We start from the raw sequence: 11,977 nt of genomic DNA on the forward strand, positions 1-11,977 counted from the left end.
TGGCTCGTCGGGCGGGGGCCCGTGCCCGCCCTGTGCGATCCCGCCCCGGCCGGGTGCGTCCGCCGAAGGCGGGGGGGTGCCGAGGGGTCGGCGGTGGCTCGTCGGGCGGGGGCCCGTGTCCACCCTGTGCAACCCCGCCCCGGCCGGGTGTGTCCGCCGGAGGCGGGTGGGGGGTAGAAGGGGGGGTGTTGGGTTGGTGCGGGTGGATGAGGGAGTGGTGGGTGTGGCGGGTCGTGGGCTGGTGGTCTGGGGGCAGCGGTGGGTGGTGAATCCGGTGGCGCGGCGGACGGCGGCGTTCACGCCGGGGGCGGCGGTGGTGGAGACGACCGGGCGGGTCAGCGGGAAGCCGCGGCGGACGCCGGTGGGGGGTGCGTTGGAGGGGACCACCTTCTGGTGGGTCAGCGAATTCGGCCGGCAGTCGCAGTACGTGCGGAACATCGAGGCGGACCCGCGCGTACGCGTACAGATCAAGGGCAAGTGGCACGCCGGTACGGCCACCCTCGTGGACGACGACGACCCGCGTGAGCGGCTGAAGCGGCTGCCGAAGTTCAACAGCGCGGCGGTCCGGGCGTTCGGGACCAACCTGCTCACGATGTGCGTCGACCTCGACCCGGAGGACTGAGTCCGCCACGGACCGGCCGGGTCACTCGCCGCGCGGTTCGACCCGGGCCAGCCACTTCGTCAGCAGGACTTCGAGCTGGGCGGCCTCGTCGCCGGTCAGGGCGCCCAGCAGGCGGCGCTCATTGGCCATGTGGGCCGTGAAGGCGCGGTCGATGACCTCGCGGCCGTGCGCGGTGAGCGCGACCACCCGGCCACGGCCGTCGAGTTCGCTGGGGCGCCGGGTCGCCAGACCCGCGCGCTCCAGGCGGTCGATCCGTTTGGTCATCGCGCCGGTCGTGACCATGGTGTGCTCGGCCAGCTCCGAGGGCGCCCGCTCGAAGGGGGCGCCCGCGCGGCGCAGCGCGGCCAGGACGTCGAAGTCGCCTTCGCCGAGGCCGTGTTCGCGGTAGACGACGCACAGCTCCTCGGTGAGGCGGCCCGCGAGCCGGTGCAGCCGGCCGATGACGCCCTGCGGCCGTACGTCCACGTCCGGCCGTTCGCGGGCCCACTCCCGCTGGATCCGGGCGACGTGATCGAGCGGTTCGGGCGAGTCCAGCGATCTGCGTGCGCTCATGCCCTCCACAATACCTTCCGAGGAAGCTACATTAGCTTCCATGGAAGCTAATGTGCGGTGGTCCCTCGTCACCGCCGTCGCCCCGGTCGCCTGGGGCACGACGTACTACGTCACCCGCGAGGCACTGCCCGCCGACTACCCGCTGTACGGCGCGGTGCTGCGCGCCCTGCCCGCCGGGCTGCTCCTGCTGGCGGTCCGCAGGCGGGCGCCGCGCGGCGCGTGGTGGTGGAAGTCGCTGGTGCTCGGCACGCTCAACATGGGCGCGTTCTTCGCGCTCGTGTACGTCGCCGCGCAGCTCCTGCCGACCAGCGTCGCGTCCACCGTCATGGCCACCTCGCCCGTCGTGATGACGCTGCTCGCCTGGCCGCTGCTGTCCGAGCGCCCGCGCGCGCTGCCGCTGCTCGGCGCCTGCGTCGGCATCGCGGGCGTGTGCCTGATGGTGCTCGACGGCTCGGACGGCATCGACCCGCTCGGCCTGCTCGCCTCCGTCGCCGCCATGACGATGTCCTCGATCGGCTACATCCTGGCCAAGCGCTGGGGCGGCGCCGTGGACGTCCTGTCCTCCACGGCCTGGCAGCTCGTCGCGGGCGCGCTCGTCCTGCTGCCGGTCGCCGCCGCGGCCGAGGGCGCGCCGCCCGCCCTGGACGGCCGCGCGCTGCTGGGCTTCGGCTACGTCACCACGGTCGGTACGGCCGTCGCCTTCGCCGCCTGGTTCACCGGGCTGCGGCACCTCACGGCGGCCGGGGTCGGGCTGATCGGCCTGCTCAACCCGGTCACCGGCGTCCTGCTCGGGACGCTGGTCGCGGCCGAGACGCTGGGCGCGCAGCAGTGGGGCGGCCTGGCGCTCGTCCTGGCCGGTGTCCTGATCGGGCAGCCGGTGACGGCGCGGGCGGTACGGCTCGCGCGCCGCGTACGCCGTGCCCGCAGGCAACGTCATGAGGGCGACACGCGGCCCGCGGCTACTTCCGGAGCACGCCCATGATGTTCCGCGCCGTCTCGATCAGCGCGGGCTGGTACTGGACGAGGTCGGGGGAGAGCGGATAGCCGCCCCCGTCGAGGCCGTTGATGGTGTCCTCGGAGACGTTGACGTCGCTGTAGGCGTTGAGGGTGAGCGAGATGACCGCGCCGCCGTGCAGGATCTTCAGCTCCTGGCCCTCGTCGCTGCGCGTGAGGAAGTACGCCTGGTCGCCGAGTCCCGGCACCGACGAGACCTCGCTCGCGGCCTGGAGGCTGCCGGTCATCATCCGCACCTGGTCCTCGAACTCGACGCGGGGATCGGTCTTTTTGTGCAGGTCGACGGCGACGGCGACGATGTAGGACATCGTGGCGCCCCGCGCGTACGGCGCCTGGGTGGAGAAGTCGCAGGCGACCTGGTCGAGGGCGGGGCCGAGGTGCTGCATCGCGGGCGACGACGTCTCGGGCGTCTCCACCGAGAGCTTCCCCGGGCTGTTGGCCCGGACGGCGGCGGTCAGCGGCTGGAGGGTCGGGCCCTCGCAGGGGCTGTCGGCGATGTGGTAACCGTGCAGGTCCGGCAGGTCGCTGTGGCCCCGGTCGTACACGAACAGGCCGCCCGCCCACAGCGCGGAGGTGACGACGGCCGCGCCGAGCACCCACACCCACGGCGGTCGTACGCGGGAGGCGGCGGCCGGAGGCGGGGGCGGGCCGCCCTCGAAGTCCACGACGAGGTCGGCCGTGCGGCCCGAGGCGCCGGGACCGTCGGCCGTATCGGCGGCGTCGGGCGTGCCGAGCACCCCGTAGTCCGGCTCGCCGCGCTCGTGGGGTCCGCCGCCCGTCAGCTCCGGCTCGGATATCACTGCGGCTCCTCGCGGTGCACCTTGTAGTTGCTGGCCTGCGCGCGCGGGCGCAGCACCAGGAGGTCGACGTTCACGTGCGCGGGCCGGGTCACCGCCCAGGAGACGGTGTCGGCCACGTCGTCGGCGGTCAGCGGCTCGGCGACGCCCGCGTAGACGGCGGCGGCGCGGTCGGCGTCACCGCGGAAGCGGGTCAGGGCGAACTCGTCGGTACGCACCATGCCGGGCGCGATCTCGATGACGCGCACCGGCTTGCCGTTCAGTTCCAGGCGCAGCGTCTCGGCGATCACGTGCGCGCCGTGCTTGGCGGCCACGTAACCGCCGCCGCCCTCGTACGTGGCCAGGCCCGCGGTCGAGGACAGCACGACGACGGTGCCGTCGCCGGAGGCGGTCAGCGCGGGCAGCAGCGCCTGCGTCACGTTGAGCACGCCCAGCACGTTGACCTCGAACATCGCCCGCCAGTCGGCCGGGTCCGCGGTGGCCACCGGCTCGGTGCCGACGGCGCCGCCCGCGTTGTTCACCAGGACGTGCACCGGCGGGTACTGGTCCAGACCCGCCGCGAACGCGTCCACGGCCGCCCGGTCGGTGACGTCCAGCCCGTACACGGACGCCGAACTCCCCTGCTCCGTCAGTTCCTTGGCCAGCGCTTCCAGCCGGTCCGCGCGGCGCGCGGTGAGCACGACATGGAAGCCCGCCTCGGCGAGCTTGCGCGCGGTGGCGGCTCCGATGCCGCTGCTCGCGCCGGTGACCACTGCGGTACGGGGGCTCATGTGGTGCTGCCTTCCACGGACGGTGCCTGCTCGGTTCTGCTCCGGGGCCCCGGGCTCTGCTGTGGCCAGAGCCCTGCTGGGTGTTTTCCCTGGGCAGCAGCAGCATAAGCGGCCGGTTGTCCGGTACCGGGCGGCGCGGGTCGGCGGCGGTACGCGCCGGGCAGAGTCGGATCGCGGCGGGTCGGATCGGGGTGGGGCGGATCGAGGTGGGTGGGGGCCGCCGGGGGTGCGGGGGGTCGGCGGGTGGCGCTGTGCGGTCGGGCGGGTACGTCACGTGTTTTCGGCCAGCGCCGCCGCGTTGTGGCTCATCTCACGTGGAGCGCCGCCAACTGCGGAATTCATGCTTCGCGGCAGTCGCGTCAGGCTGCTTTGAGCCATGTCGTCCTGGCCGCCTTGAATGCGCGGTGAGCGACCTCCTAAAGTTCAACCATCGACCTCACCCAGCGTTTCCGGAAATAATCCGCGCTGGCCGGTTCTCTCAATGTCGAGTGTTTCCGGCAGTTTGCCTGAGGTACCTCCTTCGTTACCCCTGTGCTACATCGGTACGGTGTCGGCGTCATGCCTTCGCCGGTCAACTGCGCTGCTCAGAGGCTTGCTTGCTGACACGGACTCCCTCGGTGAACCGGACAGTGCGACGAAAGGACCCGGCACAGTCATGTCCAATGCGCCGCGATTACGCGAGGCTTCGGAAAATCCCGCCGCCGACGAGAACGTCCGCAATATCGCGCACCTGCTGCTGCGCGCCGCGGAAAAGCACCAGGACTCGGGCATCCGCTACTGTCACGGAATGGCCGGTGAATCCACCCGGCTCCAGACCTACCCGCAATTAGTGGACGACGCGCGCCGGTCGCTCACCGGACTGCGCGCACACGGGCTGCGCGCGGGCGACAAGGTCGCGCTGCTGGTGGAGCGCCCGCACGAATTCCTCACTGTCTTCTGGGCCTGCCTGCTGGGCGGCCTCGTGCCCTGCCCGCTGGTGCCGCTGCGCGGCGACCCGGAGCGCTGGGCGGCCCAACTGGCGCACGTCGACCAGTTGCTCGACAAGCCGCTGCTGATCGCCGACGAGGCGCTGGCCGCCGAACTCCCGCGCGTGCCGGGCCTGTCGGCCGTACCGCTGGAAGGGCTGCGCGGGCACGAGCCCGCCGTAGAGCTGTACGACGCGGAGCCCGGTGAGCTGGCGCTGCTGGTGCTGACCTCGGGCTCGACCGGCAACTCCAAGGCCGTGATGCTCACCCACGCCAACCTGCTGGCGTCGATGGCGGGCAAGAACGGCTTCCACCGCCTCACCCCCGCCGACACCTCGCTGAACTGGGTGTCCTTCGACCATGTCGCGGCGCTGCTGGAGTGCCACCTGCTGCCGCTGTACGCGGGGGCGCTCCAACTCCACGTCGAGCCGCAGGTGGTGCTCAAGGAGCCGCTGGACTTCCTGCGGCTGCTCTCCCGCCACCGGGTCACCATGACCTTCACGCCCAACTTCCTGCTGGGCCTGGTCAACGCGGCCGTGAGCGGGGCGTCCTCGGTCACCGAGGGCGCGAGCGGCGGCGAACCGCTCGACCTGTCCCGCCTGCGCCACATCATCAGCGGCGGCGAGGCCATCGTATGCGCCACCGGCCGTACCTTTCTCGACGAGCTGGCCCCGTACGGCCTGTCGTCCTTCGCGCTGTGGCCCGCCTTCGGGATGACCGAGACGTGCGCGGGCAGCGTCTACTCCACCGGCTTCCCCGAGCTGGACGCCGGGCAGGAGTTCGCCAACCTCGGGCTGCCCGTGGAGGGCCTGGCCATCCGGGTGGCGGACGAGGAGACCCACCGGCCGCTGGCGGAGGGGCAGGTCGGTGAACTCCAGCTCCGCGGGCCGATGATCACCGGCGGCTACTACAACAACGGCCAGGCCACCGCCGACGCGTTCACCCCCGACGGCTGGTTCCGCAGCGGCGACCTCGGCCGGATCGACAGCGGACGGCTCACCCTGGTGGGCCGCAGCAAGGACAGCGTCATCGTCAACGGCGTCAACTACTACAGCCACGACATCGAGACCGCCCTGGAGCAACTGGACGGCGTCGCCCGCTCGTTCGTCGCCGCCTTCCCCACCCGCGTGCCCGGCGCCGACACCGAACAGCTCGTCGTCGCCTTCCACCCCGAGATCCCCGCGGCCGACGAAGCCGGACTCTTCCGGCTGCTCACCGCCGTCCGCTCCACCGTCGTCATGCACTGGGGCTTCCGCCCCGCGCTGCTGCTGCCGCTGCCCGAGAGCGCCTTCCCCAAGACCAGCCTCGGCAAGATCCAGCGCTCCCTGCTGCGCAAGCGCCTGGAGAACGGCGACTTCGCCACCGCCACCGCGGCCGTACAGGAACTGACCTCGCGTCAACTCGGCGGCTACACCGCGCCCGAGGGCGAGACCGAGTGGCAACTGGCCGCGATCTACGCCGAGATGTTCGACACCACCGCCGACCGGATCAGCGCCACCGCCAGCTTCTTCGACCTCGGCGGCACCTCGCTCGACATCCTGCGGCTGCGGCTCAGTGTCGCCCGGCGCCTCGGCGTCGCCGACCTCCAGATCATCACCGTGCTGACCGCCCCCACCGTCCGCGACCTGGCCGCCAGGATCACCGCCGACCTCGCCGCCGGGGACACCACGACCGGCGAGCGGCCGTACGACCCGATCGTCCCCATGCAGCTCAGCGGCGGCAAGACCCCGCTGTTCTGCGTGCACCCCGGCGTCGGCGAAGTCCTCGTCTTCGTCAACCTCGCCAAGTACTTCGTGGCCGACCGGCCCTTCTACGCGCTGCGCGCCCGCGGCTTCAACCGCGGCGAGAAGCCCTTCGCCACCTTCGCGGAGATGGTCGCCGCCTACGTGGACGCGATCCGCGCCAAGCAGCCGCACGGGCCGTACGCGGTCGCGGGCTACTCCTACGGCGGCGCGGTCGCCTTCGAGATCGCCAAGGTCCTTGAGGCGCAGGGCGAACGCGTCGACTTCGTCGGCAGCTTCAACCTCCCGCCGCACATCAAGTACCGCATGGAGGAACTGGACTTCGTCGAGACCGCCGCCAACCTCGCCTTCTTCCTGGCCCTGATCAACAAGAAGCAGTCGCTGGAGATCCCCGGCACCCTGCGCGGGCTGCCCCGCGAACGGCAGCTCCAGCACTTCATCGACATCGCCCCCGCCGACCGGCTCGCCGAACTCGACCTGACGGCCGAGAAGTTCGCCGCCTGGGCCGAACTCGCCGACGGCCTCACGGACCTGGGCCGCGGTTACCAGCCGAGCGGCACCGTCCGCTCGATGAAGGTCTTCTACGCCGTCCCGCTGCGCGGCACCAAGCAGGACTGGCTGGAGAACGAACTGCGCCGCTGGGACGACTACACCACCGGGCCCAACGACTACATCGACGTACCGGGCGAGCACTACACGCTGATGGGCCCGCAGCACGTCGCCGCCTTCCAGGCCATCCTGCGCCGGGAGTTGGACCGCGCCATGGGTGACGCAGACGCAGACGCGGACGCAGGCGCGGACGCAGACGCAGACGCAGACGCGGACGTGGAAACCGACACCGACACCGACACCGACACCGGGGACGTGACAGCGTGAAGGGCAAGAAGATCCTGGTCACCGGCGGCACGGGGCAGGTCGCCAGGCCCGTCGCCGAAGCGCTCGCCGCCGACAACGACGTCTGGTGTCTCGGCCGCTTCGGGACCCCCGGCGTCGCCGCCGAACTCACCGCGAGCGGCATCACCACCTTCCGCTGGGACATGGACGACCTCGGCCCCGACACCCTCAAGGGCCTCCCCGACGACTTCACCCACGTCGTCCACTCCGCCGTCCGGCGCGGCGAGGACGGCGACTTCGACGCGGCCGTCGCCGTCAACTCCATCGCCGCCGGGCGGCTGATGACCCACTGCCGCAGCGCCGACGCCTTCCTGTACGTGTCCACCGGCGCGCTCTACGCCCGCCAGACCCTCGACCACCGCTACACCGAGACCGACCCCGTGGACGGCAAGGCCGACTGGCTGCCCGCGTACCCGGTAGGGAAGATCGCCGCCGAGGGCACCGTCCGCGCCTTCGGCCAGGTGCTCGGCCTGCCGACCACCATCGCGCGGCTCAACATCGCCTACGGGCCCGGCGGTTACGGCGGCGTCCCGATGCTCTACTTCAAGCGGATGCTGGCCGGCGAGCCGATCCCCGTGCCGGTCGAGGGCCAGAACTGGTGCTCGCTCCTCTACACCGACGACCTCGTACGCCAGGTCCCGCGCCTGTGGGAGGCCGCCGCCGTCCCCACCACGCTCGTCAACTGGGGCGGCGACGAGGCGGTCGGCATCACCGACTGCGTGCGGTACCTGGAGGAGCTGACCGGGGTCACCGCCACGCTCGTACCGTCCGAAGTCACCCGCGAGACCTACCAGTTCGACCCGGCGCTGCGCCGCGAGCTGACCGGCCCCTGCGAGGTCGGCTGGCGCGACGGCATCCGCCGCACCCTGGCCGCGATGTACCCCGGGCACCTGCGCGAGCACAGCGCCGGGGAGGTGGGCGCCGGTGTCCGGGCGTAGCAACTCCGAGGCGGTCCGGGCCGCTTACCGCGCCTTCGCGGAACGCGACGTCGAAGGGCTGCTCGCGATCCTGCACCCGGACGTCGACTGGGTGCACCCGGACGGGATGGACACCTACGGGCTCGGCGGTACGAAGAAGGGGCACGCGGGCGTGAAGGAGTTCCTCGCCCACGTCCCCACCGTGCTGGGCGGAATGCGCCTGGAGCCGCTGGAGTTCATCGAGTCCGGCGACCGGATCGTGGTCTTCGGCATCCGGCAGGTCACCTCGCTGACCGGGCACACCGAGACCCTCCAGTTCGTCCACTCCTGGACGATGCGCGACGGCCGGGCCACCGCCATGGAGGACATCTTCGACACCGTCCTCTTCCACCGCCTCATCGAGAGCTGAGGGAGCGGCCCTCATGAGGTACGCCTATCTGGGGCCCGAGGGCACCTTCACGGAGGCGGCGCTGCGCTCCGCGCTCGGCACGCGGGTGCCGGGACCGGGACCGGGGTCGGGGTCGGGGCCGGTGCCGGTGCCGGTGTGCGAGCCGTACCCGACCGTCGCCGACGCCCTGGAGGCCGTACGGCGCGGCCACTGCGCCGCCGCGATGGTGCCGGTGGAGAACTCCCTGAAGGGCGTGGTCCCCGCCACCCTCGACGGCTTCGCCGCCACCGACGACCTGCACATCGTCGGCGAGACCGAACTGCGCGTCAGCTTCGCGCTGTTGGGCCTGCCCGGCGCCACTCTCGACGGCGTCGAGCGGGTCCGCAGCCACCCGCACGCGCTCGCCCAGTGCGGGCGCTGGCTCGGCCTGAGGCTCCCGAACGCCGTGACGGAGGCGGCCGGTTCGACGGCGGGCGCCGCCCGCGACCTGGCCGGGTCCGGCGACCCGCGCGACGCGGCCGTCGCGGCGCCCGCCGTCGCCGAGCGGTACGGGCTGCGCGTGCTCGCCACCGACATCGGCGAGCGCGAGAACGCCGTGACCCGCTTCGTCATGGTCCGCCGCGCCGGGGTGCCGCCCGCCCGCACCGGCCGGGACCGTACCTCCCTGCTGGTGTCGGCAGGCGACGGCACACCGGCCGCGCTGCCCGGAATCCTGTCCGTCTTCACGGCGGGACGCGTCAGCCTCGCGTGGGTCCAGGCGTGGCCGACCGGGCTGCGCCTGGGCGATTACCGCTTCTTCGTGGACGTCGAGGGCCACATCGACGACCAGCGGGTCCGCCACGCCGTCGCCGCGCTCTCCGACGTCGGGGCGCGGGCCAGCTTCCTCGGGAGCTATCCGCGCGCGGGGGCTCGCGCCACCGCCGTTACGGCTGCCACGGCCTTCAGGCGCCGGGTGCCGCTGCCGTCACCGCCCTTCCCCGCCGTCGTGCTGTGACCCCTGTGACCCCTGTGGCCCTGTGACCCACCCGCCCGCGCCCCGTACCCCACCCCAGGAAGGACACGCCGTGAGCACTGCGTCCCGCCCGCCCGTCGGCAACCCCCAGGACCGACTGGTCCAACTCGGCCTCGGATTCTGGCAGTCCAAGGTGCTGCTGACCGCCGTGGAGCTGGGGGTGTACTCGGACCTCGCCGCCCACGGCCCGGCCGACGCGTCCGCGCTCGCCGCCCGCCTCGGTCTGCACCCGCGCGGCGCCCGCGACTTCTTCGACAGCCAGGTCGCGCTCGGCCTGCTGGAGCGGACGGACGGGGTGTACGCGAACACGCCCGACACGGCGGCCTTCCTCGACCGCGCCCAGGACACGTACATCGGGGGCCTGTTGGAGATGGCGCAGGAGCAGTGGTACCAGTCCTGGGGGCACTTGACCGAGGCGCTGCGGACCGGTGAGCCGCAGAACAACGTCGGGGGAGCGGACGGCAATCCCTTCGATGTCCTGTACGCCGACCCGGAGTTGACCAGCCGCTTCCAGAAGGCGATGACCGGCGGTTCGCTCGCCGCCTCGCAGGCGCTGGCCGCCGCCTTCGCCTGGGCGGACGTCACGAGCGTCGTCGACATCGGCTGCTCCGAGGGCATCCTGCTCAACACCGTACTGACCGCGCACCCGCACCTGCGCGGCACCGGTTTCGACCTCCCGGCCGTCGCGCCCACCTTCCACGAGACGGTACGGCGCGCCGGGCTCGGCGACCGGCTCCGGTTCGAGCCCGGCAGCTTCCTCACCGACGCCCTGCCCACCGCCGACGTCGTCGTCTTCGGCCGCGTCCTGCACGACTGGGACCTCGACACCAAGCGGATGCTCCTGAAGAAGGCGTACGAGGCCCTGCCGGACGGCGGCTCCGTCGTCGTCTACGAGTCGATGATCGACGACGACCGCCGCGTCAACGCCTTCGGCCTCCTCACCAGCCTCCACATGCTCCTCGAAAGCCCCGGCGGCTTCGACTACACCGGCGCCGACTGCGTCCGCTGGCTGGAGGAAACCGGCTTCACCTCCTGCTCCGCCCAACCCCTCGACGGCCCTGTCGCCCTGGTAACCGGCCGCAAATAGCCCTCCGGCCGGGCGTGCGCCGTCCGACCCGCAGCCACATCGGCCCCCGCGCCGCGCGCGGCCCGCGACCGGCCTCAGCGGGCCCCTGCGGGCCGCTCCGCCCGCGCGGGCGCGCTGAGGCGCCGGCCTCGATGGCCGCCCTGGCCTGGCCGGACTCGGGGCGGACGGCTGACCGGGCCGGGCACGTGCGGCCTGCGGGGGGGGCGTCGAGGTGCCGGGCTCGGTCTCGTCGGCCGGGGCGGCGGTCAGTGGGGGGTGGGGGCTGAGGGGGCCGGGGGGCGGGTGTTGACCAGGGACCTCACGGCAGTGAGCACGGCCGAGATCGAGGGGCAGGCGATCGTGCCGGTGCGGGCCACGAGGGTGACGTGGCGGGTGAGGGTGAGGGCGGCGGGGGTGACGCGGACGACGGGGAAGCCGGGGCGGTCGGGGACCAGGTCGGGGACGAGGGCGACGCCCCAGCCGTGGGAGACCAGGCCGAGGACGGCCTGCATGTCGTCGGTCTCGGCCACGGCGTCCGGGGCGAACCCGGCGCCGTGGCAGGCGTGCAGGGTCAGCCGGCCGAGCGCCGAGCCCTCGTCGTAGATCCAGGGGTCACGGGCGAAGTCGGCCAGCGGCAGAGGCTTCCCGGCCCCGCCCTGTTCCGCGAGCGGGTGGCCCGGCGGCACCGCGAGCCGGATGCGGTCGCCCGCGACCGGCTCCTCGGTCAGCCCCGGCACGTCCGGCTCGGGGATCTGGTCGTAGCGGGAGGCGACGACCAGATCGAGCTGATTGAGCCGCACGGCCTGCCGGGCCTCGCTCCTGCGGACGTCGTGCAGGGTGATCCGGAGGTTGGGATGGTCGCGCCGCAGCCCGGCCAGCACCGGCACGAGCAGCGCCGGGCCCTCGTGGAAGGGCATCCCGACCCGCAGGTCGCCGTAGACCTGTCCGCTGAATTCCAGCAACTCCGATTCAGCGGTCTCCAGTTGGGACAGGATGTCCTCGCCGTGCCTGACCAGCAACCGGCCGACGGCGGTCAGCGTCGCCTTGCCGTTCGTCCGGTCGAGCAGCGGCACCCCGGTCTCCGCTTCGAGCGCCGACAGGTGCTGGGAGACCGCCGACCGCGTGTAGTTGAGCGCCTGCGCGGCCCCGGCGATCGAGCCCCGGGCCTCCACCTCGCGCAGCAGCAGCAGTTTCCGTACGTCCAGCACGCCGCAGTCCCCCCGCCCCGTGGCACCGTC

At 72.7% G+C, this 11,977-nt stretch carries 11 protein-coding genes; 7 read left to right on the forward strand and 4 right to left on the reverse strand.

The annotated features are described in order from the left end of the window. Nucleotides 1–214 precede the first annotated feature (214 nt). Complete coding sequence (locus ACIO6U_RS27585; protein ID WP_401723482.1) at nucleotides 215–622, forward strand: nitroreductase/quinone reductase family protein; 408 nt, start codon at nucleotides 215–217, stop codon at nucleotides 620–622. A gap of 21 nt (nucleotides 623–643) precedes the next feature. Here the strand turns inward: ACIO6U_RS27585 and ACIO6U_RS27590 are convergent, their stop codons facing one another. Beyond that, on the reverse strand, nucleotides 644–1,174 hold the full coding sequence (locus ACIO6U_RS27590; protein WP_401723203.1) for a MarR family winged helix-turn-helix transcriptional regulator: 531 nt from the start codon (nucleotides 1,172–1,174) through the stop codon (nucleotides 644–646). 40 nt (nucleotides 1,175–1,214) lie between these two features. Here ACIO6U_RS27590 and ACIO6U_RS27595 point away from each other — a divergent pair, with 40 nt between their 5' ends. Then, entirely contained in the window at nucleotides 1,215–2,156 is a 942-nt protein-coding gene (locus ACIO6U_RS27595; RefSeq protein ID WP_401723206.1) for an EamA family transporter, read from the forward strand. On the opposite strand, the gene ACIO6U_RS27600 is transcribed toward ACIO6U_RS27595, so the two are convergent. Both ACIO6U_RS27600 and ACIO6U_RS27605 read right to left on the reverse strand, forming a co-directional pair. Then, entirely contained in the window at nucleotides 2,134–2,988 is an 855-nt protein-coding gene (locus ACIO6U_RS27600) for a hypothetical protein (RefSeq protein WP_355340581.1), read from the reverse strand. The genes ACIO6U_RS27595 and ACIO6U_RS27600 overlap by 23 nt on opposite strands. Beyond that, the gene (locus ACIO6U_RS27605; protein ID WP_355340578.1) at nucleotides 2,985–3,755 is read right to left on the reverse strand and encodes an SDR family oxidoreductase; all 771 of its coding nucleotides are present in this window, start codon (nucleotides 3,753–3,755) and stop codon (nucleotides 2,985–2,987) included. The genes ACIO6U_RS27600 and ACIO6U_RS27605 overlap by 4 nt, the downstream gene beginning before the upstream one ends. Before the next feature lie 655 nt (nucleotides 3,756–4,410). Here ACIO6U_RS27605 and ACIO6U_RS27610 point away from each other — a divergent pair. The 5 genes from ACIO6U_RS27610 (at nucleotide 4,411) to ACIO6U_RS27630 (ending at nucleotide 10,760) form a co-directional block, all read left to right on the forward strand. Further along, the gene (locus ACIO6U_RS27610; protein ID WP_401723211.1) at nucleotides 4,411–7,338 is read left to right on the forward strand and encodes an alpha/beta fold hydrolase; all 2,928 of its coding nucleotides are present in this window, start codon (nucleotides 4,411–4,413) and stop codon (nucleotides 7,336–7,338) included. Further along, nucleotides 7,335–8,294: an NAD-dependent epimerase/dehydratase family protein gene (locus ACIO6U_RS27615; protein ID WP_401723214.1), complete on the forward strand. Its 960-nt coding sequence runs from the start codon at nucleotides 7,335–7,337 to the stop codon at nucleotides 8,292–8,294. The genes ACIO6U_RS27610 and ACIO6U_RS27615 overlap by 4 nt, the downstream gene beginning before the upstream one ends. Next, nucleotides 8,281–8,682 (forward strand): nuclear transport factor 2 family protein, encoded by a 402-nt coding sequence (locus ACIO6U_RS27620; protein WP_355340569.1) that lies wholly within the window; start codon nucleotides 8,281–8,283, stop codon nucleotides 8,680–8,682. Before ACIO6U_RS27615 ends, ACIO6U_RS27620 begins: the two co-directional genes overlap by 14 nt. A gap of 13 nt (nucleotides 8,683–8,695) precedes the next feature. Then, a complete protein-coding gene (pheA, locus tag ACIO6U_RS27625; protein WP_401723217.1) occupies nucleotides 8,696–9,655 on the forward strand; it encodes a prephenate dehydratase in 960 nt (319 codons plus the stop codon). 70 nt (nucleotides 9,656–9,725) lie between these two features. Further along, nucleotides 9,726–10,760: a methyltransferase gene (locus ACIO6U_RS27630; protein WP_401723219.1), complete on the forward strand. Its 1,035-nt coding sequence runs from the start codon at nucleotides 9,726–9,728 to the stop codon at nucleotides 10,758–10,760. Between the two features lie 245 nt (nucleotides 10,761–11,005). On the opposite strand, the gene ACIO6U_RS27635 is transcribed toward ACIO6U_RS27630, so the two are convergent. After that, entirely contained in the window at nucleotides 11,006–11,947 is a 942-nt protein-coding gene (locus ACIO6U_RS27635; RefSeq protein WP_401723222.1) for a LysR family transcriptional regulator, read from the reverse strand. Between the last annotated feature and the right edge of the window lie 30 nt (nucleotides 11,948–11,977).

This window comes from Streptomyces sp. NPDC087422 (assembly GCF_044744145.1).
Classification (GTDB): Bacteria; Actinomycetota; Actinomycetes; order Streptomycetales; family Streptomycetaceae; genus Actinacidiphila.

What these genes read in the sequence shown, in the direction of transcription:
- ACIO6U_RS27590 (WP_401723203.1), bottom strand. Translation starts at nt 1,174, where the DNA reads ATGAGCGCACGCAGATCGCTGGACTCGCCCGAACCGCTCGATCACGTC.
- ACIO6U_RS27595 (WP_401723206.1), top strand. Translation starts at nt 1,215, where the DNA reads ATGGAAGCTAATGTGCGGTGGTCCCTCGTCACCGCCGTCGCCCCGGTC.
- ACIO6U_RS27605 (WP_355340578.1), bottom strand. Translation starts at nt 3,755, where the DNA reads ATGAGCCCCCGTACCGCAGTGGTCACCGGCGCGAGCAGCGGCATCGGA.
- ACIO6U_RS27610 (WP_401723211.1), top strand. Translation starts at nt 4,411, where the DNA reads ATGTCCAATGCGCCGCGATTACGCGAGGCTTCGGAAAATCCCGCCGCC.
- pheA (WP_401723217.1), top strand. Translation starts at nt 8,696, where the DNA reads ATGAGGTACGCCTATCTGGGGCCCGAGGGCACCTTCACGGAGGCGGCG.